This is a genomic window from Variovorax sp. GW822-FHT04E09, from assembly GCF_058800845.1.
In genome coordinates, this window is the sequence record NZ_JBXAMR010000009.1 from 24,025 (window position 1) to 46,247 (window position 22,223).

Sequence of the window (22,223 nt, forward strand, 5' to 3'; positions counted from 1 at the left end):
GCGCAGCAGTCGCGCGTGCCCACGGGAGAACAAAAACAATGACGACGACCTTCACATCGGCCTCGCTTGGCGGCCTCATGCGCGCGGGCACCACGCAGCGCGATCGCCTGCTGGTGCTGCACACGCCGCTGGGCGAGAACAAGCTGCTGGCCGAGCGCCTGGACGGCGTGGAGTGCATCGACGGCGGCGGTTTTCGCTTCGAGCTCACCGCGCTGAGCGACGACGCGCACATCGAACTCAAGACCCTCATCGGCCAGGGCGTGAGGCTCGATCTGCAGACTGCGCAAAGCCGCACCGAGCTGCGCCCCTTCCACGGCCATGTGAGCGAGGCCGAGTGCGTGTCGAGCAACGGCGGCATGGCGCGCTACCGGCTCGTCATCGAGCCCTGGATGGCCTTCCTGCGTTACCGCCAGGACAGCTGCCTGTTCCAGCACCAGAACGTGTTCGACATCGTCGACGCCGTGTTCGGGCGCTACCAGAGCCAGGGCCAGCTCGTGCCCCAGTGGCGCTGGGAGATCGCCCAGCGCGACATCTACCCCGTGCGCGGCATCACCACCCAGTACCAGGAAAGCGACTTCGACTTCGTCGCGCGGCTGCTGGCGGAAGAGGGCCTGTGCTACTGGTTCGAAAACACCACGGGCAAGGACGGTGCACTGGGCAGCCACACCCTCGTCATCGCCGACCACAACGGCGCCTTCCGCGCCAACGCGCAAGCCACCATCCGCTTCCACCGCGCCGATGCCAGCGAGCGCGAAGACACCATCCAGCAGTGGCGCGGCCATCGCCAGCTGCAGACCAACAGCCTCGCGCAGCAAAGCTGGGACTACAAGAGCGTGAACGCACGCCCCGTGCAACAGCAAAGCCGCGCCGCGGGCCAGCGCACCCTGCACTGGAGCGACGACCCCGGCGCCTACGGCTGGGAGACCTCCGCGCAGGGCGAGCGCCTGCTCGCCAACGCCCTGCAGGCGCTGGAGCTGCGCAACAAGCGCTTCGAAGGCCGCAGCGCCGTGCGCACCCTGGCGCCCGCCACCACCTTCACCCTGAGCGGGCACGAGCAGCACGACAAGGACAGCGAGCAGGACCGCCGCTTCGCCGTGCTGGCCGTGCGCCACATCGCGCGCAACAACTTCGACGAAGACCTGAAGACCGGCATCGGTGAGCGGCTGGGCCTGCCCGACATCGCCACCGTGTTCGACAGCGGCAACGCCGATACGACCGCAGACGCCGTCACCCACTACCGCAACGAGTTCACCACCGTGCGCGCGGCCATCCCCTACCGGCCGCTGAGCCTGGACGGCCACGGCCAGCGCATCCACCCCAAGCCCAGCGTGCACGGCAGCCAGAGCGCCATCGTCATCGGCGTGGGCGGCGGCGATGCCCCGGTGCACACCGACCGCGACCACCGCATCAAGGTGCAGTTCCACTGGCAGCGCGGCAGTGCGTCCAGCGCGCGCCAGTCGCGCACCGACGGCCAGGACAACGCGCCCGCCGCGGACCGCCTGGGCGCCTGGGTGCGCGTGGCCGCCAGCGCCGCCGGCGACAACTGGGGCCAGATGAGCTTGCCGCGCGTGGGCCAGGAAGTGCTGGTCGAGTTCCACCACGGCGACATCGACCGCCCCGTGGTCGTCGCCGCGCTGTACAACGGCGCCGGCCAGGTCGACGCCCAGCACAACCAGAAACCCGCGGGCGCTGCCCAGTCCACCGGCAATGCGCCCGCGTGGTTCGCCGGCGAAGGCAAGGGCGCGAAGGAGCATGCGCACAACGCCGTCTTCAGCGGCATCAAGACCCAGGAACTGAGCGCCAGCCAGAGCGGCGACGGGGGCTACAACCAGCTCGTCTTCGACGACACCCCCGGCCAGGGCAGCACCAGCCTGGCCACCACCCAGGCCAGCAGCCGCCTGCACCTGGGCCACCACAAGCAGCAGGACGACAACGCCCGCGGCAAGGGCCGCGGCCACGGTGCCGAGCTGGCCACCACCGCACAAGGCGCCATCCGCGCCGGCGCGGGCCTGCTCGTGAGCGCCTATGCCCAGCCGAACGCCAAGGGCGCGTTCATGGCCAGCCGCGAAGCGCAGCAGCAGACGAAACAGGCGGAAGAACTCGCTACCTCGCTCGCCCAGAGTGCGCAGACGCAGAAGGCGCAGATCAAGGGCGAAGGCACTCCGGGCGAACTGCCGGCCATCGCGGCGCTGAAGCATGTGGCCGAGGTGCTGGAGGCGAAGCAGGAGGGCAGTGCTGCGGCATCGGGCAGCAACGGGGGGTCAAGCGGCGGCGACATCAAGGCCACCGAAGGCGGCCACGGCAGCGTCACCGCGTACAGCGAGCCGCATCTGCAGTTCAGCGCGCCCATGGGCATCGGCTTCGTCACGCCGAAGGAAGTGATCGCCGTGAGCGGGCAGCACACCGCCATCGTCGCGAGCCAGGATGTTGACCTGCCCGCGCAAGGGCAGATCGCGGTGAGCGTGGCCAAGGGGGTGAGCCTGTACACGGTGGGCGCGAAGGCCGGAGAAGGCGGCGAGCCGAACCAGGAGCGCGGCATCGCGCTGCATGCGGCCAGCGGCAAGGTGAGCCTGCAGAGCCAGGCGGGCGCCACGAAGATCGCGGCGGACAAGAAGGTGACGATCGCCAGCACGGCGAAGGACGTGGCCGTGGAAGCCCCCAAGCACGTGCTGCTGACGAGTGCGGGGGCGTACATCAGGCTGGAGGGATCGAGCATCAAGATCCATGCGCCGGGGAAGGTGACGTTCAGGGGGATGCATAACTTCGTGGGGCCGCAAGGGGACAGCAGCAGCAACTCGCTCTCCGGCAGTGACCTGCAACCCTGCCCCAAACAAGACGACGCCGCGGCCAGCGGCGCCGTCGCCTTGTGAGGCAGCCACCCATGTTTGAACGCCTTGCCAGGCAACTGGGTGAATCATTGCAGGAGGACGAGACGCTCTCGGCCTACGTGCTGATCGACCCGATGCTGCGCGAGCCCTTTCCCGCCGAGTGGCTGGAAGCGGAGTCGCGCCAGACATGGCCCGTCCCCGTTCACCATCCGCTGCTCAAGGACAGGCAACTCCCCCGCCTGATCCACCTGCATCCGCATGACACGCGGCTGCTCGAAGCCAGCTTGGCACAGGCAGCAGATGAACAGGCCGATCCAGACTCCGAGCGCACGCAGGGGTTCGCGCTCGGCGGATGGCTGTTGACTGCCGCGCCAGTGGACGCGCTGGTTCGCCACCTTGCACGCGTCATGCAAGGTGGGTTCTGGGGGCAACGCAGTTCGCAGCTCATCCGCTGGGCCGATCGCAGGGTCATGCAGTGGATGTGGCCTGTACTCACGCCGGCACAGCAGGCGAGCCTTCTCGGCCCAGTGCAACGCTGGTACAGCCTCGACAGGTGCACGCAGTTGGTGCTTTTCCAGTCCGATGCCAGTCCAGACCCGGCGTCGGCCCGGTTCAGCACGGCGCAATGGAACCATGCGCTCAAGAGCGAAACGGTGCACGACCTCCTGCGGGGCTGGCAGCGCTTTGCCGGCGTGCTGCCGGCCGACCACCTGCAGCAGGCGTCGCGGGCCGCAGATGCGGTCATTGCCGCAGGCGTGGTCAATCGACAGGACCGGGTCCTGCTGGGCGCCTACGTCCTGCAGATCCACCCCGAGCTGACGACACACCCGACCGTGCGCACGGCCATCGCTCGTGCCATCGGAGGCGATGCATCGCTCGCCGAGGCGCTCGATGACATTCCCGACCCTCAAGGCTGGGACGCCATCCGGGCCGAGCTCGACCCGGCGTTCGCACGGGCCTCCATCCAACAGACTGCACAGGGAGAACACCTTGGCTAGCACCATGGCCCTCAATTCCTACTCGGCGGCGGCGAACAAGGCGGCCGCCAACACGCCCGCCTGCGCGACAGGAGGTTGCCCGGCCTGCGAGAAAGCCGGCCTCCCGGTGCTTCTGGTGCGTCCTGGTGTGGCCGACAAGGCGTATGCCGAGAACGCGGCGCGCAGCGGAACGACCCGGGTGCTGATGGATTCCAAGATCCCGGCGCCGCAATTGCCAACGTCGGGGCATGTCGCCAGAACGCTGCGCCCCGGTTATGTCATTGCCTACTACGAGAAGTCGCACACCCCGACCCTGAAGAGCCAACGCGGCTGGGAAGCCTTCAAGGTGCATGAAGGTGGCTACCTCACCCCGCACCCTCTCGAAGGCTCGGCCTCGGGCAAGGACGAAGAGGCCTTTTCCTGCAGTCGCACCGCCGCGTACGCCAGCGCGATGCTGTTCGTGATCCAGGACGCCAAGAACGCCGGCAAGGTCTGGGTGGCCTACAGCGACCATCTCTGGAGCCCGGAGGTTCGGCATCTGTACGGGAACGACAAGACGCTGCGTCGCAAGCGAATGACCAAGATCGATGCGCCCGACGCATCGTGCAGCCAATCCCTGCCGTTGACCGACAAGCTGGTGCAGACCGCGGTGGCCGACTACGATCCCGGCCGCCCTGCATCGGCGCTTCGCGGCAACCCGTTTGCACCGCTGCCCGGTTCCGGAAAGCCGGGCGTGGCCCACACGCGCCCGGAAACGGCCGGCACCCTGCATACGGAGGCCCAGCGAATCCTGGCCGCCGGCAACCAAGCCAGCAAGAAAAAGCCCTACTCGCCCAACGACGTCATGATCGTCGGCCTGATCGACCCGATCGGCGCGACCGCGGAAACCGCCCAGCGCCGCATCACCCTGTGCAACGATGCCGCCGAATGGGTCATCACGCAGACGTCCGGCTACCAGAAGCTGCAAACGGCGCTGACCATCGAAGGGCTTCTCAAGCGGGCCGACGAGCAGGCGCAGGCGCGCAAGGCGCCATTGACCGATCCGCAGTACGCCGGCCTGAATGGCAAGGAGGTCGGCGAAAAAGAGTTCAAGGACATGAAGGCGGCAGGAAAGCTCCCGCCCGAAGCCACCCTGGAGCCCAAGTACGAATACAACCCCTACGACATCAATGGCGATGGCCGCACCCGCGTGTATGGGCGCGGCATCATCAGCTTCCCCAGCGCCTCGCAGATCGACCGGCAGGCCACCAGCCTGAAAGAAGACATTCTGGACGGGGTCACGGGGGGCAAGCGCAAACCCGCCCACCGCACCTTCCTGGGCAGCTACCAGACCAAGATCAAGGAAGACCGCCAACGCCTCGAACGTCTGGAGCTGGACTACCAGGTCTGGCTGCAGTCCGAGCAACGCAAGCTGATCACCGGCTTCGACTTCGACGAGGCGACACCCAGTGACGGCATCTTCTACGCCGCCGCGGTGGGCATGTGCACCCATGGCGGGCCGATCACCGACAAGGGCACCGAGTGGTTCAAGGACTTCCTGCTCAAGGACCCCAACGACAAGGAAGCATTGCTGGTGCGGTCGTTGCTGGGCAACCAGAAGTCGGCTTTCGAGAGTTTCCAGGAGGCCTTCAAACCCACCAAGGTCCACAAGGAAATCAAGAACCTCTTCAAGCTGATCGAGGAAATCGAGAAAGCGGTCGCCGCCGGCACGCCCTTGCCGGCCGGCGACAAGGCGTTGCTGCGTGCCGTGCCCGAGATACGCTGGCTCGCCCAGCAATTGCCGCTGCTGAAGAACCTGGCGTCCACCTATGGCCATCTGACCCTGACCGTCGTGGGCGCCACCTCGATGGCGCTGGACAAGCTCCAGCAGCTGCCGGCGCCCCTGCGCGACAAGTTGCAGGCACTGACCGAATCGATCACCAACACGCTGGGCAAGGCCGCGGGCGTGACCGTGCACAAATTCAGCATCTCGCTGGACAAGGCGGCCGCCTACTGGCGCCAGCAGATGGGGCTGGTGCGGGGCCTGGCGCAGCGCGCTGCCGATGCGGCAGACAGCAAGCAGGTCAAGAGCCTGGTCCTGGGCGGCGCCATGTGGTTCAACGTCGGCGGCAGGCCGGGCACGGCCAACGCGCTGATCGACGTCTACGTCGCCGTGCGCCAGGGTGCCGCCGCCGCGCCGGGGGCGGTGGATGCGGCCACTGCGGCCGGGGCCAAGGCCGGCTCGGACGCGCGGGCAGCGGCCGGTGCGTCGGCCGACGCCGTGGCCGACTTCGCTCGCCGGGTCGGCAAGACGGGCTCGGACGTCATGCGCGAGAGCATGGCCGTATTCAAGCAGGGCAGTGCGACGTTTTCCGCGGCCGGCGCGCTGCTGCAGGTGTTGTCCATCAGCAAGACCTGGCACACGCTCGAGACGGGTACGCAGGAAGAGCGCACCTACGCCAGCATCACCTTGCTGACGACGGGGCTGGGCGTGACCGGCGCGCTGCTGGAAATCAGCGAGGCGTACGCGAAGCAACTCGGCAAGACGGCGTCGGCGCTGGGATTGAAATTGGTGGCGGGGAGCGCGTCGGCGATATCGCTTCTATTCGACGCTGTGAGTGCCTTCTTGCGGCACAGAAATGAAAAAGAAAAAGGAGATTCCGATGCATCGGCCCTGTACCTTGCCCAAAGCCTGTTCTTTGTCGGTGCAGCCATCGCCGGTGGAATGTACGTGGCCGGAACTGCAGGCTGGATCACGGGAACCGTGGCGGCCGGTTGGGGCTTGTCCTGGACGGGGTGGGGATTGCTGCTTCTCGGGCTGGGCTTGATTGCGGGTTTCATCGCCATGTTGCTGAACGATGCGCCCACTGTCGAATGGGTGAAGCGAAGCATCTGGGGCGAAGCCAGTGACAAGTGGGGAAATCTGCAGAGGGAACAGAATGAACTCAACAAGGTCTTGCTGGGTGTTCGCGTCGATTTCTATGCGGGAATCAAGACGACTTTGCAAGGACGCTCGGTTGGCATGGCCCCGATCCTGGTGAACGTTCCCACGGACACATACGAAGCATGGACGCGCCTGTTCATCCCGGTTCAGTTGCGTGAGCTGGTGAAATACGAACTCGGGTTTGAAGTGACTGGCACGCCGGATCAGCGCAAGCAGTGGAAATTGAACGCGCAGGACAAGATCGTCGAAGGGCCGAAGACCAAGATATTTCCGCTGGAAATCAACGATGAATCGATCACTCGACGGGTGGAAATGAGCCGCGACGCGATGAGCGGCATCAAGGGCAATGTGAGGATCTGGGATGCACCTGAAGGAGGCGAGCTCATTGTCGATGAGTCACTCGCCAAGTGACAGATCATGAGCCGTGAAAACAATCCGGACTACGACATTCGGCTGCCGCAATGGAATGCGCCCGACCCGCAGTTTGAGTTCGTCGAGAAAGTCCAGAAGAAGAGCCTGCTGGGAGAAAAGTCTCCCTGGCGCATCGCCTCGCGTGAAAAGCGCGAGCCCGTGCATGGGAAGGCGAGTTCGTGCGATTCCTTGTTGGGCATTCATCCGAACGCCATCGTTGTGGGCGCACCGGCGGGAACGACCGAAATCACATTCATGATGGGGCTGTACGCAGCCCTCATCGGATTCGCTGCCTGCATGTTCGGATGGGGCGCGTTCGAATCCATCATGGATCTGGATTCAAGCAGGTCGGACTACGTTCTGAACTTGTTGATGTCCATGGTTTCGACGATGGCCGCGCTCTTCTTTCTGGTCGCGGCCATCTTTTTCTTCAGAGTCGGATTCCTTACGCCCCGCGATCTGCCGGTTCTCTTCAATCGCAAGACCAGGGAGGTTTCATTCTTCACCGTCGTTCCGATGAAGTTCTGGAAGGTCTGGCAGCGCGCAGGCGTTGGCGAGGTCAAGACCTGTCGCTGGGACGACGCCTATGCGCGCAGCTACCAACTCACCGAGATCACGGGCGAAGCGGCGCGTTCTTCCTATTTGCTGGCGCTGCTGTGGGGTGACCCCAGGCAACCCAGGCAATGCAAGGAGATCGTGACCATTGGCTACAAGGGCTGGTGGGAGGATGAATTGCTCTGGCGCCTGTATGAGCACATTCGACGCTACATGGAAGAAGGCGGCCCGCCGATCCAGGCGGGCGAGAGCCTGCGGCGCTCGGGGACGGGCAAGTTGCCGCAATTCCCGCCAGAGGTCATCGCCGCCGCTGGCGGGTTGGCCTTGAGCGAAGAAGAGGTGCGTCGTTCGGCAGGCATTCGCGAATGACGGACGCCTGCCATGCGAGACAGTTCTTTCATGTCCCAGATCAGTGGAGGCAACGACCGCCATGACATCCGCCGACCGTATTCCCGCGCCATGCGGCGCCCGCGACCTGTGAAGAGATTTGCGCTGCTTGCTGCGGGTGCCGTGGCACTCCTTGTTGCATCGGCGGTGGCCTATCGCGGCTATAGGATGAGCGTGAGCACCTCCGATACATCCACCGCGGTATCGAGCGACGAGAGCCGGGCCCAGGGAAGACTGTTGGCGAAGCTTCATTTCGATGCACCGTCCTTTGGCGATTGCTCGGTCCATGACGCGTGGCTGGAAAAGTCCTCCACGTTCGTGACGCGCAGCTGGTTCGGAATCCGTCTTGGAAATGAAACCATTCCGACAGCCGCCATCCATGTGGTCCTCAATATTCCCAAAGATCCGTTCCTTTCTGCGCAAAGCCTGAGCTTCGACGAGACGAACCCGACCGCGTCCAGCCTGGGGCTGACAGGCTCGTTCACTCAGACCGTCACGATCAATGCAAGGCGCTACTGGCTGTTCGGATCGAACACCGTGTTTCCGCCGCCCGCGGTCATGACATTCAGCTGTGGCACAGCAAACGCACATGCAACGTTGGCGAACTAGGATTTTTCCGGTCCACGCGATGCCGATCGGCCAGCCCCTGAACCGACAGGGCGGGAAGATCGCGCGCGGCCATGCATCGAACGAAGACCGGCACGACCGGCACTGACACCAGGGAGGTGGATATCCATGTCATCAGACACATCAAGCAGCTTCATGCCGACGCCATGGAAGCTCGAAGGCCTGAACGTCGCGCGGCTGTCGGAGCAGGCGCGGCTCATCAAGCTGCAGCTGCCCGCGTCGGCGCCGCAGAACGTCGTTGTCGTCGAGCGCTTCACCGGCACTGAAGGCCTCAACGAACTCTTCGAGTTCACCATCGACACCCTCGCCACCTCGAGCGAGTTCGACCCGTTCGCGCTGATCGGCGAAGAGTTGAGCCTGCGCCTGCTGTTGGCCAACGGCGGCTTTCGCACTTGGCACGGTTACCTCACGGCCGTCGATGCGCTGGGCGGTGACGGCGGCCTGGCGCGCTACCGGCTGCACCTGCAACCCTGGCTCGCTGCGCTGGGCCTGCGCCGCGACAGTTTCGTGTATGCCGCCAAGCACGTGCAGGACATCGTCAGTGAAGTGTTCGCCGACCACACGACCGCGAGCTTCAGTTTCGAAGTCACGCAGGAGATGCCCGTGCGGCTCACCTGCGTGCAGTACCGCGAGTCGGACCTGGCCTTCGTGCTGCGCCTGCTGGCGGAAGAAGGCCTGAGCTTTCGCTTCGAGCATGAGCAGCAACAGTCGACGGGTGGCAGGGGCGGCACTGGGAACAACACCACGCCCTCGCACCACCGCCTAGTGATCTTCGACCGCGCGGCGACCCCGCCTGACTGCGCCTTGTCGCAGATCCGCTTCCACCGCGTCGATGCCACCGAAGCGACCGACGCCATCACCGCCTGGAGCAGCCGGCGCCAGGTCACCACCAACGCCGTCATGCGCAACGCCTGGGACGCCAGCGTGCTGCAGGCCCCCACTGGCGCAGTGCAGAGTGCGCTGGCCATGGGCGACGTGCCCGTGCTGGAGCACTACGACGGCGCCGGCGCGCAGCGCTATGCCGACAGCGCCACCGCCGCCCGCCGCGCCGAGCAACAGCTGGAGGCCTTCGAGTCGCGCATCAAGCGCTACGGCGCCGCAGGCAGCGTGCGACAGCTCGGTGCCGGCGAGCGCTTCACGCTCACGCAGCACGACCGCTACGAAGGCCGCAAATTCCTCGCACTGCGCGTGCGCCACGAAGCGGCCAACAACCTCGGCGCACAGGCGGCGCAGGTGCTCGAGGCCGGCGAACTCGAGAAGGGCAGCTACCGCAACAGCTTCGAGGCCCAGCCGGCCGAGGCACAGGTCGTGCCGCTGTGGCGCCCCAAGCCCACGGCCCCCGAGGCCATGGTCGCGCTCGTGGTCGGCGGCGATGACGACGAGGCGCCGACCGCCGTCCACACGCAGCGCGACCATCGTGTGCAGGTGCGCTTCCATTGGCAGGCCCAGCGTGCGGGCCAGCAGCAATCGACGGGCAGCGGACAAGGCAGCCTGGTCGCCGCCGGTCGTCACGCCAGCAACCGCCAGTCCGTCTGGCTGCGCGTGGCTGCACCCGTTGCGGGCCCGAACTGGGGCGCACATCACCTGCCGCGCGTGGGTTCCGAAGTGCTTGTGTCCTTCATCGAAGGCGACATCGACCGACCGGTAGTCGCCCAGCAGCTCTACAACGGACAGGACCTGCCGCCCTGGTCCGCCGGCACCGATTCATCGGCCAACCACGCCGGCGTGCTCTCGGGCTGGCACAGCCGCGCGCTCGACGGCAGCGGCTACAACCAGTGGATCGCCGACGACGCACCCGGCCAGGTGCGCACCCGCCTGGCCAGCTCGCACGCCGCGAGCCAGCTGAACCTGGGCCACCTCAACGCCCAGTCACCCGACGAGAGCAGTCGCGGCGCCTGGCGCGGCAGCGGCGCCGAGCTGCGCTCCGACGCCTGGGTCGCCACGCGCGCCGGCGAGGGCTTGCTGATCTCCACGCTGGCCCAGGAGCGTGCGGCGGGCAGCGTGCAGGACACCACCAGCGTGCGCGGCCAGCTTGCGGGCGCGCTGCGCGAGGCGCAGAAGCTGTCTGATGCGGCCGGCGGTGCGAAGGCGCTGGCGCTGAGCGCCACGGTGCTGCTGCAGCCGCTCATCGACGACATCGATCCGCAGAAGAACGGGCACTATCCCGGCAGCGTCAACGGACAGGACGCGCGCGAGCCCAAGGGTGGAGAGGGCGCAGGCGCACGCGAAGGGCAAGACCCCGTGCCCGCCTTCGCCCGGCCGCTCATGGTGCTCGATGCAGCCATGAGCCTGAACATGGCCACGCCTGCCAGCGCGACCGTGTACGCGGGCGAGGCGATCCACTGGACTGCGCAGGCGCAGGCCCACATCGCAGCGGGCAAGACCGTGAGCTTTGCGGCCGCCAAGTCCGTGGGGCTGTACAGCGACGAAGGCGGCATCCAGGTCATCGCACAAGACGGACCGGTGAGCGTGCAGGCGCACACCGACGAACTCGAATGGCAGGCCAAGGAAGGCTTCACGGTCACCAGCAGCAATGACGAGATCCACGTGCTGGCGCAGCAGAAGGTCACGCTCAAGGGGGGGCAGACGAGCATCGAGCTGGATGGGGTGAACATCACCTTGAAGATGCCGGGGCTGCTAGATGTGAAGGGGACGAGCAAGAGCTTTGTGGGGCCGGGGCGGGGTTCGGTGGAGTTGCCGCAACTACCGTCCGACGCGATGGACCTCAAGAACTGGATCGCACTCACTTATCACTATGCCGATCTGGACCCCGTCGCAGGCGCCAAGTACACCGCGACCTTTTCCGATGGTTCTGTTCGCAGCGGCAACTTGGACGCACAGGGGCATGCTCGAATGGAGAACGTGCCACCGGGTCCGGTCAAGGTGAAATACGAGGAGGTGAAGACGATCGACCCCTCCGTGCATTCCAAAGACAAGGCACAAGCGGACGTCTCGGCATGGCGCAGCGCGCTCACGGCGGCGTTCGCGGATCAAGTTGAACAGGGAGTCAAAAAATGAGCGGCGACAGAGGTGAGTTGGTCAGTCTCGAAGACGCGCATGCGCACACCTACCTGAGCGACGCGTTCGATTGGGTGCGGGACCTGGCGGCCAAGGGCGCGCGCAGCGCTGCGGACACCGTGGACGACTGGACGATCGAACTCGACAAGCTGAACTTCAATGGCTCCGACGCATTGAAAAGCTACCTGCGCGAGCAAGGCAACTGGGTCTCCGACCTGTTCGCTGAAATACTCAGCCTTGTCGAACTGATCAATCCGCTGACCATCGGCAAGCAGATCGCCATCTGGATTCTGGAGGACTTCCGCGACGTGTTGCGCGCCTTGGCGTTGCTGGTCGACTCCAAGGACGACACGGCAGAGGAAACCAAGGGTGCCCTGGTGGAGCTGGGCATGGCCGCTGCCGCCTTGTGCATCCCCTACGTGGGACGGGCCGGCAAGGTGATCTACCGGATGCTGCCGAAGTTCGCCAACATGCGTTTTGCGGTTGCCGCGCTGGAGACGGGTGAAGGCGCGGCGATGCTGCGGTTCCTGGGTACCGGCGACACCCTGGGATACCTCAAGGGACTGAACTTTCCGTCCTACGCGGGCAAGATCAATTCGCTGCTGCGCCAGATATTCGACAAGATCGGGGCTGCGGTGGGGCGCTATCTGCCCAAGATGTCCAAGGTGATCAGCGAGTGGTACGCCAAGATCAGTGGTTGGGTGACGAGCGCTCTCAAGCAGGTCCAGATCTGGGTGGCTGCAGCCGTTGCCAAGCTCCAGCATGTGGTCTACAACGCCGCGACCAACATCACGAACCCCAAGGTGCTGGACAAGATTCCGGACAAATTGCTCGACTGGATGTACGCGCAGATCAACGGCAACTTGTGCGAGAGCTGCGTGGACAATTACTTCATCAACTTCATGGGCTACTCGCGTCTTTTCCCAGCGCCAAACACATCCAAGCGCGACACCAGCGCGTTCTTCGGCTCGGACCAGGGTATCGATGGCCTCTTCGAAAAAGAGCCCAGTGTGGTGACCGGTGGAACCTTGCTGCCACCGCACTACAACGGCATCCCCAACAGCCTGGGCTGGATATTGGACGAACTCGATGTGGAGATACCTGGGGAGCAGATTGCGAAGGCGGCCGTCAGCCGCAGCATCAAGCCCTTCGGCGATATCGATTCAGACTTCAACCCGGTGACGGGCAAGCCTGCCACGTTCCCGCGCTTTGTGGTGATGGAGGCCAAGTTCGGCTATCACGTCAAGTCGGGCAACAAGCTTCAGGACATTGAATGGAAGAACAAGCTGGGGACGACGACGACGGGGGTGAAGCAGATGAGTCGAACGTGGATCGATCAACGTCTGCGAACTACCGTTTTTCCGCCGGATCCGACCACTGGGAGAGTGCCGCAAAAGCTCAGCGATATCCAGAAAATTGGCTACCTTCGCTGGCTTTATGGATGCCAACCCGCCAATGCCAAAAACAGCAAGAAGGCGAGAGCGCGCGGCGGAAGGCGGATGCAGGGATTGGCATTTTTTCCGCCTTATGCATTGCGTGGGTACGACATCGACAAAATGAAATGGAACGTCTAGAAAATGGCTGACTTCTATTCGAATCGGCGCGAGCGCTTCTTAAACGAGGAGCCTTATCTACTCCTTGTGAACGCAACCCGAGAAAACGTCGCCGAGCTTGAGGGCTATCTAAAAAATGATCTGGCCTCCGCGGATGAGAATGCATGGTCCCGTTGGCATAGCTTCATGGCAGGCGCCAAGTTTTCGTTGCTCATTGGTCAGTACTCGGCCGGACGCCCCGTCACGGAGGTCGCAACGGCGTACCCTCCCATGCTCCGAACCATCGAAGCTCAGTGTCTTCCGAATTCGACCTATCAGACTGAACCGCTCTATCTCGAGGAACTCGACGGCTACCACTACGCCATGACCTTGCTGTCGTTGGCCAAGCTGCTGCGCCACGACGACCTCGTTCCACGCGTGGCCGCACTGTTCGATGTGGCCCGGTCCGAAAATAGAGGAAAGGATGCTTTGTACGAAACGCTGCTTGGAAAGCTCGGCTTGCCGACAGTTCCTGCGAAGGGCATGTTGCGTTTTCTCAAAGCCCATCCACTTCTGTTGAAGGCCATTGAGGCGCCCCCCCAAAAACGCCCTCTATTCATCGCGGAGTTCCTAAGGAAGTGGTACTCCGCAATGAAGGGAACCTACTGGCATGGCCTGCACGATAAGGTACCGCAGAGCTTCTTTGGCTACTGGGCCTTCGAGGCCGGGCTGGTGACCTACCTCTGGGATATCGACGACAGCAGCTACCGAGACCTGCCGTTCTATCCCAAGGACCTGGTTGACTATGCGCGCACGCATGGCGCGGTCGCATCGCCTGACACCAGCGCTTCCCTTTCAGCACAAGACGGCCCTCCGGTCTCCACACGAGGTGGAGAGCCTTGCCCACTGGCCGGCTGGTGGTTCACGCCAGCCAAGGCGGGCAGCCGACGCTACTTCAAGGCGGACGAGGTCATGCCCGTCATCGAGGGCAGCAGCTACGGCGCAACCTTCTGGCAATGGAGTGCGGATCAAACGGCGCCCAAGCTCTGAGACTCAAGTCAAATGCGCGGTTTGGACTGGTGAGCCATGAGTAGTTTCTCCTCGAAGCGTCGCGAAAAATTTCTGAATGAAGAGCCCAGTTCGGTCCGCCGGCTGGGTCTGCACGAAGACATTGCCGATGCTCAGCTGCTGCTCGACACAAGTCTCGGAAAAGAGGGCTTTCGCGAAGATGGCTGGTTTGCTTGGAATTGGGCCATCGCCAGCGCCAAGAGACGTCTCTTGGTTCACTCCTATTCGGACGGCAGCCCGATGGAGCACCTCGCTGCGGACTTTCCCGGCGTGCTTGCTGCGCAAGAGCCATCAAGCCTCCCTCATCCATTGCACGAAACCGAGCCGTTCTCCCTCGAGGAACTCGACGGCTACTACTACGCCATGACGTTCCTGTCCTTGGCCAAGCTGCTGTGTCGTGACGACTTGGTTCCACGCGTTGTTGCCTTGTTCGATGTTGCCTATACCGACAACCGCGGCAAAGACGCGCTCTACGAGGCGCTTCTCGGAAAGCTGGGGCTACCGACGGTGCCTGCGAAGGGCATGCTGCGCTTTCTCAAAGCCCACCCACTGTTGTTGAAGGCCATTGAGGCCGAGCCGAGAAAGCGCCCCTTGTTCGTGGCTGAATTCCTCGAGAAGTGGTACTCGGCGATGAAGGGAACTGCGTGGCACGGGTTGCACGACAAGATCCCGCAAAGCTTCGATGGCTACTGGGCCTTCGAGGCCGGGCTGGTGACTTACCTCTGGGACATCGACGACAGCAGCTACCGAGACCTGCCGTTCTATCCCAAGGACCTCGTTGACTATGCGCGCACGCACGGCGCGGTCGCATCGCCTGACATGAACGCGACCCTTGCGGCACAAGACGGCCCTCCCGCCTCCACTCGAAGTGGAGAGGTTTGCCCGAAACAGGGTTGATGGTTCAACCTGTCCCATGTGGCTCTACCTGCATCACACCGCCTCCGACCTCATCGACCTGGACCCCACAACCGGCCGCTGGCGCCCAGTCGACGACGCCGAGAAACCCCCAGGCGCGTCGGTACTCGCCGACCTCCCCGTCAAAGGCGGCTACACGATCGAGAACGACAAGCGCTACTACAGCTACTGGACGTCCGACGAGAAGTTCGTCTTTCGCGCCGACGACGGTGCCGTGCTCGATATCTGCCAGAAGCGCGACGACGGCTCCGTGGTCATGCTCCCGCCCGTCTTGCGGAGCGAGATCGCGCCTTCGCGGTATGGCGATGGGCGTTTGCGGCAGGGCTTCAGCCAGTTCCGGTTGATCGAAGTTGCGACAGGCCAGGTCGTCTTCGAGCTGGACTACAACGCCGAGCGCTACCAGCGCCTGTACCAGGCCGACTTCACCGCCGCGGCGGCGGAGCAGGATCTGTCCGACTGGGATTTCTTCATCGCCTTGCAAGGCGCCATCGAGATTTTCGAAGAGCGTGCCGCGTCCGGCCGCGTCGCTTTCTCCGTGCAGGACGATGGCTCGGCGCAGGTCCAGGGGCACCGCATGCGCCGCGATGAGCTGCTGTTTGCGGACACGGGCCAGACCTGCCCCCGCTCGGGCATCTGGGCCTGCCTGACCGACCTGCGCGTGAGCGTGGCCGTCACGCAGGGCGAGCCGATGCCCTCGAACGGCGGGCGGCCGGTGCAATGGGTCTGGAGCCGCACCGGCTGAGCGCAGCGCAGCCCGCGGCTTTTAACCCCGCCCCAGCCGGGTCACAGACCCTTGCGCATAATTGACGCAAGCTATGACTCTCACCGAACTCAAATACATCGTCGCAGTCGCCCGCGAGCGGCACTTCGGCAAGGCGGCCGAGGCCTGTTATGTGTCCCAGCCGACGCTTTCGGTGGCCATCAAGAAACTCGAGGACGAACTCGAGGTCAAGCTCTTCGAGCGCAGCGCCGGTGAAGTCACCGTGACGCCGCTCGGCGAGCAGATCGTCCAGCAGGCCCAAAGCGTGCTCGACCAGGCCGCGAGCATCAAGGAGATCGCCAAGCGCGGAAAAGATCCGCTGGCCGGCCCGCTGAACCTGGGCGTGATCTACACGATCGGCCCGTACCTGCTGCCCGACCTGGTGCGCCAGGTGATCGCGCGCACGCCGCAGATGCCGCTGGTGCTGCAGGAGAACTTCACGGTCAAGCTGCTCGAGATGCTGCGCGCCGGCGAGATCGACTGCGCGATCATGGCCGAACCCTTTCCCGACACGGGCCTGGCGATGGCGCCGCTGTACGACGAGCCCTTCATGGCGGCGCTGCCCGTGAAGCACAAGCTGGCCGACCGTGAGTCGATCACCTCGGAAGAGTTGCAGAGCGAGACGATGCTGCTGCTGGGTACGGGCCACTGCTTTCGCGACCACGTGCTCGAGGTGTGCCCCGAGTTCGCGCGCTTCTCGAGCAACGCCGAGGGCATCCGCAAGAGCTTCGAGGGCTCGTCGCTGGAGACCATCAAGCACATGGTGGCCTCGGGCATGGGCGTGACGCTGGTGCCGCGCCTGTCGGTGCCGGCCGAGGCGCTCAAGCCGAAGGTCAAGGGGCGCAAGGAGCCGGAGCAGATGGTGCGCTACCTGCCCGTGCGCGACGCGCAGGACCGCGACTCGCCGATGCGCCGCGTGGTGCTGGCCTGGCGCCGCACCTTCACGCGCTACGAGGCCATTGCGGCGCTGCGCAACGCGATCTACGCGTGCGAGCTGCCGGGTGTCAAACGACTCTCCTAGCGATTCGGGGCCTCCGCCTACGCGCGGGCTGTTTGGGATCGCTGATCGCTGGGATAGAGTGAAGCTGTTGCGAAGCCGCCTGCCGGCTTTCAGAATTTCGGTGTTGTCACCCAACTTCAAGAAAGACCCCTCCGCCATGGCCAAACCCTCGAAGAAAACCAAGTCCCCGTCGCCCGCAGCTTCCGCCGGCAAGGTGCCCAAGAAGGGCGGTGCCGTCGTCGCGCAGGAGTCGGGCAGCCGCAATGCGCCGATCATCAACATCGGCATCGAGCGCCAGGACCGCGCGGCCATCGCCGAAGGCCTGAGCCGCGTGCTGGCCGACACTTACACGCTGTACCTCACGACGCACAACTTCCACTGGAACGTGACGGGGCCGCACTTCAACTCGCTGCATGCGATGTTCATGACGCAGTACACCGAGCTGTGGGGCTCGACGGACGTGCTCGCCGAGCGCATCCGCGCGCTGGGCCACTACGCGCCGGGCTCGTACGCCGAGTTCAGCAAGATCGCCACCGTGCCCGACGTGCCGCAGAACCCGCCCAAGGCGATGGAGATGGTGCGCATCCTCGTGAAGGGCCACGAAACGGTGTCGCGCATCGCGCGCGAGTTCATCCCGGTGGCCGAAGAGGCCGGCGACGACCCGACCGCCGACATGCTGACCGCGCGCTGCACAGTGCACGACCAGACGGCCTGGATGCTGCGCTCGCTGCTCGAGGACTGACGGCGGCCTCCTGATCTCCCGGTGCGCCGGGAGTCCCTGCAAGAGCGGCACAATGGCCGCTCTTTTTTCGTCTGCCCGTCCGCCGCATGCTTGCCCGCCGTTTTGCGCTCTACCTCGATCTGATCCGCTGGAACCGGCCGGCCGGCTGGCTGTTGTTGCTGTGGCCCACGCTGGGCGCACTCTGGTTCGCGGCCGACGGCTGGCCCGGCTGGCACCTGCTCGCGGTGTTCACGCTCGGCACCTTCCTGATGCGCAGTGCAGGCTGCTGCGTCAACGACGTGGCCGACCGCGACTTCGACCGGCATGTGAAGCGCACGGCCCAGCGGCCCGTGACGAGCGGCGCGATGTCTGTCAAGGAGGCGTTGGGGCTGGGCGCGGTGCTGGCGCTGCTGTCCTTCGGGCTGGTGCTCACCACCAACCGCACGACGGTGCTGTGGTCGTTCGCGGCGCTGGCGATCACGCTGATCTATCCGTTCGCCAAGCGCTTCGTGTCGATCCCGCAGGCGGTGCTGGGCATCGCCTTCAGCTTCGGCATCCCGATGGCCTTTGCCGCGGTGCAGTCGACGGTGCCGGCCTTTGCCTGGTGGCTGCTGGCGGGCAACCTGTTCTGGGTGCTGGCCTACGACACCGAGTACGCGATGGTGGACCGCGATGACGACCTGAAGATCGGCATGAAGACCTCGGCGATCACCTTCGGCCGCTTCGACGTGGCGGCGGTGATGGCGAGCTATGCGATCTTCCTGGCGGTCTGGATCTGGGCGGGTGCCAGCCGGTCGCTGGGGGTGCTGTTCTATCTGGGCGTCGCCGCGGCGGTGGCGCAGGCGCTTTGGCACTGGCGCCTGATCCATGACCGCACGCGCGAGGGCTGCTTCAAGGCCTTCCGCGAAAACCACTGGCTGGGCTTCGCGGTGTTCGTGGGCATCGTGGCGGGCTACGCCCTCCGATAGCCCCCGCCGGGCGGGTCAGCCGCGCCCGAATTCCTCGCCCAGCTCGGCCGCGCGCTTCTGCGCCGCGCGGATGGCGGTCTTGAACTGGCCCTTCACATCCGAGGCTTCGAGCGCGCTCAGGGCCGCGTAGGTCGTGCCGCCCTTGGAGGTCACGCGTTCGCGCAGCACCGACGGCGGCTCGGTCGCACTGTGCGCCAGCGCCGAGGCGCCGGTGAAGGTGCCGATGGCCAGCCGCTGGGCCTGGTCGGGCGTGAGGCCCATCTCGACGCCGGCCTCGGTCATCGCCTCGATGAAATAGAACACGTAGGCCGGGCCGGAGCCCGACAGGGCGGTCACCGCGTCGAGCGCGGGTTCGGCGTCGACCCAGATCAGCTCGCCGGTCGGCGCCAGCAGCTGGCCGACGCGTGCGCGGTCGGCGCTTTCGACGCCCGGCCGCGCGAAGAGGCCGGTCATGCCCTTGCCGACCAGCGCGGGGGTGTTGGGCATGGCGCGCACCACGCGCTCGGTGCCGAGCCAGCGGGCGATGCTGTCGGACGGAATGCCCGCCGCCACGCTCAGGTGCAGGGCGTCGGCCGCAAAGGCGCGCACCGGACGGGCGGCTTCGGCAAAGGTCTGGGGCTTGACTGCCCACACCACCACGGCGCAGCGCGAGAGGGCCTCGCTGGCCTCGGCCCTGGCGACGATGCCGTAGGTCTGGGCCAGCCTGGTGCGGGCTTCCTCGAAAGGCTCGACCACTTCGAAGTTGTCGGCCGCGACGCCTTGCTGGATCAGGCCGCCGATGATGGCGCTGGCCATGTTGCCGCCGCCGATGAAGGCGATGGGGGGCAGGGGGCCCGGCGCGGTGCGGGGCAGGAAGGTCACGGCGATGGTCATGGTCGGTCGGTGTAGGCGAAGGCGGCGAACTGCGTCACTTGCAGCGGGTTGAAATTGTCGTCGCTCACGACCACCAGCAGGCGGCGGCCGTCGGGCAGCGATGGGCCCCAGCACATGCCCTCGGTGTTGTCGAGGCGCGAGAGGCCGAGGGTGGCGAAGTCGGCCACGAGCGTCTTGGCGGCCGGCCGGTGGTTGCCGGGGGCGAGGGCGTCGATGGCGAGCACGTCGTCGGCGGCCCGGGTGTCTATTTCATACAGGCGCAGCGAATTGCCGACGCCCGTGGCGTAGGCGCGTTCCAGCACCAGCATGCGGTGGGCGTCGAGCATCAGCACCTCGCTCACGCCGTTGTCGGCGTAGGTGCCCGGCACCAGCGGGCGCAGCGGGATGGTGTCGGGCACGTAGGCGATCTGGCGCACGGCGCGGCCGGTCGCGAGGTCGACCTGGGTGAAGCGGCAGGGGCCGCCGGGGGGGGGTGGTGGTCGGGACGGGGCCGTCCTGGACCAGGGCGTTTTCCATCGCGAGCCAGGCCGACCGGTCGTCGGGCGTGAGGGCCAGGCCCTCGAGTGTCTGGTTGTCGCGCGGGCCGCGGCGCTGGGCCGGGTCCGGGGCAAACATCGCCGGCAGGGTGAATTCGCGCAGGAAGCGGCCATCGCGCGCCGATTCATACAGGGCGGGGCCGAAGCCGCGGGCGATGTCGCCTTCGCTGGTCCAGAGCAGGGTGCCGGCCGAGGGGCGCAGGCGCAGGGCCTCGGGGTCGGGAACGGGCAGGCCGTCGACCGCGTGGCGCCGGCCGGGCCAGGGGCCGCCGCCGGGGCGTTGCAGCTGGACAACGCTGGTGGGCTCGGGAGCGGCGTCGGCCGGCTGGGGCCAGCGCGTGGTGTAGCAGCGCACGGGAGCCAGGTCTGACCGGTCATCGCTGAGAAGCAGGTACTCACCTTTGGCGGGGTCGTAGTCGATGCCTGAGAGGCCGCCCGCCGTGGTGTTCTCTATAGAGCGTCGGTGCGCCCAGCGGGCTTCCCCCAGGCGCTGCAGCCGGCCGGTGTCCGGCGCCGGTGTTGCGCTGCGGCAACCCGCAAGCCCCAGCGATCCCAGGCCCAGCAGGCCCGCGCCGCCCGTCAGCAGGCGTCGGCGCAGCACGGAAGGCGGCGAAACGAGGGGGTGGATGGGGGCGCGCACGCCACAAAGTCTAGCGGCTGTCGAAGTTCGCGTGATGAGGCAGTTGACATCGCCCGGTATGGGTGCCACAATCGCGGGCTTCGCTTTCAAAAGGCGAAGCTTTCAGCCCAAAGCGGAAGCGTCTCGAGTGGTTCGAGGCGTGGACGACGGGCCCAAGACTGACCGCGGTGTCTCCCTCCTGGAGGCTCATCGGTACAAGTTGGGAATATCAAGAAATGATCCAAACTGAATCCCGGCTCGAAGTGGCCGACAACACGGGCGCGAAATCCGTCCTGTGTATCAAGGTGCTCGGTGGCTCCAAGCGGCGTTACGCCAGCGTGGGCGACGTCATCAAGGTCAGCATCAAGGAAGCCGCTCCGCGTGGTCGCGTCAAGAAGGGCGAGATCTACAGCGCAGTGGTGGTCCGCACCGCCAAGGGCATCCGTCGTGCTGACGGTTCGCTCGTCAAGTTCGACGGCAATGCCGCCGTGCTGCTCAACGCCAAGCTGGAGCCCATCGGCACCCGCATCTTCGGACCGGTCACGCGCGAACTGCGCACCGAGAAGTTCATGAAGATCGTGTCGCTGGCACCCGAAGTTCTCTAAGGACACAACGCCATGAACAAGATTCGCAAAGGCGACCAGGTCATCGTGTTGGCCGGTCGTGACAAGGGCAAGCGCGGCGTCGTGTCGCTGCGCGCAGACGACTCGCATGTGATCGTCGACGGCATCAACCTCGTCAAGAAGCACACCAAGCCGAACCCCCTCAAGGGTACGACCGGTGGCATCGTCGAGAAGACCATGCCGATTCACCAATCCAACGTGGCGATCTTCAATGCTGCGACCGGCAAGGCCGATCGCGTGGGCATCAAGGTCACCCAAGGTGCCGACGGCAAGCGCGTGGCTGTTCGCGTCTTCAAGTCGAGCGGCGACGAAATCAAGTTCGCCTAAGAGGTACTCACATGGCACGTCTCCAACAACACTATCGCGAAAAGATCGCGAAAGACCTGACGGAAAAGTTCGGCTACAAGTCGCCGATGCAAGTTCCGCGTCTCACCAAGATCACCCTGAACATGGGTGTGGGTGAAGCAGTCGCCGACAAGAAGGTCCTCGACAACGCCGTCGCCGACCTGACCAAGATCGCTGGCCAGAAGCCTGTGGTTACCAAGTCGAAGAAGGCCATCGCCGGCTTCAAGATCCGCGAAAACCAGCCGATCGGCTGCATGGTCACGCTGCGTGGCGTGCACATGTACGAGTTTCTGGACCGTTTCGTCACCGTGGCCCTGCCCCGCGTGCGTGACTTTCGCGGTATCTCGGGTCGCGCATTCGACGGCCGTGGCAACTACAACATCGGCGTCAAAGAGCAGATCATTTTCCCTGAGATCGAGTACGACAAGGTCGACGCCCTGCGCGGTCTCAATATCAGCATCACGACGACGGCCAAGACCGACGAAGAAGCCAAGGCGCTTCTCGCTGGCTTCCGTTTCCCGTTCAAGAACTGAGGTG

The 22,223-nt window shown here is 65.2% G+C and carries 17 protein-coding genes and 1 pseudogene; 16 read left to right on the top strand and 2 right to left on the bottom strand.

What is annotated here, in order from left to right; translation table 11 throughout:
- The first annotated feature begins 38 nt into the window (after positions 1-38).
- From AC1RL8_RS27730 to ubiA, 13 genes are all read left to right on the top strand, one after another.
- Positions 39-2,870: a type VI secretion system Vgr family protein gene (locus AC1RL8_RS27730; protein WP_492686889.1), complete on the top strand. Its 2,832-nt coding sequence runs from the start codon at positions 39-41 to the stop codon at positions 2,868-2,870.
- Positions 2,871-2,881: 11 nt separating this feature from the next.
- Positions 2,882-3,826, top strand: a complete 945-nt coding sequence (locus tag AC1RL8_RS27735; RefSeq protein WP_492686890.1) for a DUF4123 domain-containing protein — start codon at positions 2,882-2,884, stop codon at positions 3,824-3,826.
- A gap of 4 nt (positions 3,827-3,830) precedes the next feature.
- Positions 3,831-7,139, top strand: coding sequence for a T6SS effector BTH_I2691 family protein (locus AC1RL8_RS27740; RefSeq protein WP_492686891.1), 3,309 nt, complete (start codon positions 3,831-3,833; stop codon positions 7,137-7,139).
- A gap of 6 nt (positions 7,140-7,145) precedes the next feature.
- Positions 7,146-8,063, top strand: coding sequence for a DUF6708 domain-containing protein (locus AC1RL8_RS27745; RefSeq protein WP_492686892.1), 918 nt, complete (start codon positions 7,146-7,148; stop codon positions 8,061-8,063).
- 30 nt (positions 8,064-8,093) lie between these two features.
- A complete protein-coding gene (locus tag AC1RL8_RS27750) occupies positions 8,094-8,690 on the top strand; it encodes a hypothetical protein (protein ID WP_492686893.1) in 597 nt (198 codons plus the stop codon).
- A gap of 153 nt (positions 8,691-8,843) precedes the next feature.
- Positions 8,844-11,726, top strand: a complete 2,883-nt coding sequence (locus tag AC1RL8_RS27755; protein WP_492686894.1) for a type VI secretion system Vgr family protein — start codon at positions 8,844-8,846, stop codon at positions 11,724-11,726.
- Positions 11,723-13,300: a hypothetical protein gene (locus AC1RL8_RS27760; protein ID WP_062474792.1), complete on the top strand. Its 1,578-nt coding sequence runs from the start codon at positions 11,723-11,725 to the stop codon at positions 13,298-13,300. Before AC1RL8_RS27755 ends, AC1RL8_RS27760 begins: the two co-directional genes overlap by 4 nt.
- 3 nt (positions 13,301-13,303) lie before the next feature.
- A complete protein-coding gene (locus AC1RL8_RS27765; protein ID WP_492686895.1) occupies positions 13,304-14,308 on the top strand; it encodes a PoNe immunity protein domain-containing protein in 1,005 nt (334 codons plus the stop codon).
- Between the two features lie 36 nt (positions 14,309-14,344).
- A complete protein-coding gene (locus AC1RL8_RS27770) occupies positions 14,345-15,223 on the top strand; it encodes a PoNe immunity protein domain-containing protein (protein WP_492686896.1) in 879 nt (292 codons plus the stop codon).
- A gap of 16 nt (positions 15,224-15,239) precedes the next feature.
- On the top strand, positions 15,240-15,983 hold the full coding sequence (locus AC1RL8_RS27775; RefSeq protein ID WP_492686897.1) for a hypothetical protein: 744 nt from the start codon (positions 15,240-15,242) through the stop codon (positions 15,981-15,983).
- Positions 15,984-16,056: 73 nt separating this feature from the next.
- Positions 16,057-17,022 carry a LysR substrate-binding domain-containing protein gene (locus AC1RL8_RS27780; RefSeq protein ID WP_492686898.1) on the top strand — a complete coding sequence of 322 codons (966 nt, stop codon included), beginning with the start codon at positions 16,057-16,059 and terminating at the stop codon, positions 17,020-17,022.
- 136 nt (positions 17,023-17,158) lie between these two features.
- Positions 17,159-17,743, top strand: coding sequence for a Dps family protein (locus tag AC1RL8_RS27785; protein ID WP_062474805.1), 585 nt, complete (start codon positions 17,159-17,161; stop codon positions 17,741-17,743).
- Positions 17,744-17,829: 86 nt separating this feature from the next.
- Positions 17,830-18,690, top strand: a complete 861-nt coding sequence (gene ubiA / locus AC1RL8_RS27790; protein WP_492686899.1) for a 4-hydroxybenzoate octaprenyltransferase — start codon at positions 17,830-17,832, stop codon at positions 18,688-18,690.
- Positions 18,691-18,705: 15 nt separating this feature from the next.
- Here ubiA and proC read toward each other — a convergent pair whose 3' ends face one another.
- Positions 18,706-19,563 carry a pyrroline-5-carboxylate reductase gene (proC, locus tag AC1RL8_RS27795; protein WP_492686900.1) on the bottom strand — a complete coding sequence of 286 codons (858 nt, stop codon included), beginning with the start codon at positions 19,561-19,563 and terminating at the stop codon, positions 18,706-18,708.
- Positions 19,560-20,697, bottom strand: a pseudogene (locus AC1RL8_RS27800) (esterase-like activity of phytase family protein). The gene proC and the pseudogene AC1RL8_RS27800 overlap by 4 nt, the downstream one beginning before the upstream one ends.
- Before the next feature lie 257 nt (positions 20,698-20,954).
- On the opposite strand from AC1RL8_RS27800, the gene rplN reads away from it, so the two are divergent.
- Genes rplN through rplE form a run of 3 tightly spaced genes read left to right on the top strand, consistent with a single transcriptional unit; the run spans position 20,955 to position 22,219 of the window.
- Positions 20,955-21,323: a 50S ribosomal protein L14 gene (gene rplN, locus AC1RL8_RS27805; RefSeq protein ID WP_009124801.1), complete on the top strand. Its 369-nt coding sequence runs from the start codon at positions 20,955-20,957 to the stop codon at positions 21,321-21,323.
- A gap of 12 nt (positions 21,324-21,335) precedes the next feature.
- The gene (gene rplX / locus AC1RL8_RS27810) at positions 21,336-21,668 is read left to right on the top strand and encodes a 50S ribosomal protein L24 (RefSeq protein ID WP_062474813.1); all 333 of its coding nucleotides are present in this window, start codon (positions 21,336-21,338) and stop codon (positions 21,666-21,668) included.
- Positions 21,669-21,679: 11 nt separating this feature from the next.
- A complete protein-coding gene (gene rplE, locus AC1RL8_RS27815; protein WP_056576993.1) occupies positions 21,680-22,219 on the top strand; it encodes a 50S ribosomal protein L5 in 540 nt (179 codons plus the stop codon).
- The last annotated feature ends 4 nt before the right edge of the window (positions 22,220-22,223 follow it).

Bases quoted from the DNA above. Each gene is read 5' to 3' on its own strand.
- AC1RL8_RS27735 (WP_492686890.1), top strand. From the start codon at position 2,882: ATGTTTGAACGCCTTGCCAGGCAACTGGGTGAATCATTGCAGGAGGAC.
- AC1RL8_RS27775 (WP_492686897.1), top strand. From the start codon at position 15,240: ATGTGGCTCTACCTGCATCACACCGCCTCCGACCTCATCGACCTGGAC.
- AC1RL8_RS27745 (WP_492686892.1), top strand. From the start codon at position 7,146: ATGAGCCGTGAAAACAATCCGGACTACGACATTCGGCTGCCGCAATGG.
- AC1RL8_RS27760 (WP_062474792.1), top strand. From the start codon at position 11,723: ATGAGCGGCGACAGAGGTGAGTTGGTCAGTCTCGAAGACGCGCATGCG.
- AC1RL8_RS27785 (WP_062474805.1), top strand. From the start codon at position 17,159: ATGGCCAAACCCTCGAAGAAAACCAAGTCCCCGTCGCCCGCAGCTTCC.
- AC1RL8_RS27740 (WP_492686891.1), top strand. From the start codon at position 3,831: ATGGCCCTCAATTCCTACTCGGCGGCGGCGAACAAGGCGGCCGCCAAC.
- AC1RL8_RS27780 (WP_492686898.1), top strand. From the start codon at position 16,057: ATGACTCTCACCGAACTCAAATACATCGTCGCAGTCGCCCGCGAGCGG.
- AC1RL8_RS27765 (WP_492686895.1), top strand. From the start codon at position 13,304: ATGGCTGACTTCTATTCGAATCGGCGCGAGCGCTTCTTAAACGAGGAG.
- AC1RL8_RS27770 (WP_492686896.1), top strand. From the start codon at position 14,345: ATGAGTAGTTTCTCCTCGAAGCGTCGCGAAAAATTTCTGAATGAAGAG.
- AC1RL8_RS27755 (WP_492686894.1), top strand. From the start codon at position 8,844: ATGCCGACGCCATGGAAGCTCGAAGGCCTGAACGTCGCGCGGCTGTCG.
- ubiA (WP_492686899.1), top strand. From the start codon at position 17,830: ATGCTTGCCCGCCGTTTTGCGCTCTACCTCGATCTGATCCGCTGGAAC.
- rplE (WP_056576993.1), top strand. From the start codon at position 21,680: ATGGCACGTCTCCAACAACACTATCGCGAAAAGATCGCGAAAGACCTG.
- rplX (WP_062474813.1), top strand. From the start codon at position 21,336: ATGAACAAGATTCGCAAAGGCGACCAGGTCATCGTGTTGGCCGGTCGT.
- proC (WP_492686900.1), bottom strand. From the start codon at position 19,563: ATGACCATCGCCGTGACCTTCCTGCCCCGCACCGCGCCGGGCCCCCTG.
- AC1RL8_RS27730 (WP_492686889.1), top strand. From the start codon at position 39: ATGACGACGACCTTCACATCGGCCTCGCTTGGCGGCCTCATGCGCGCG.
- AC1RL8_RS27750 (WP_492686893.1), top strand. From the start codon at position 8,094: ATGTCCCAGATCAGTGGAGGCAACGACCGCCATGACATCCGCCGACCG.
- rplN (WP_009124801.1), top strand. From the start codon at position 20,955: ATGATCCAAACTGAATCCCGGCTCGAAGTGGCCGACAACACGGGCGCG.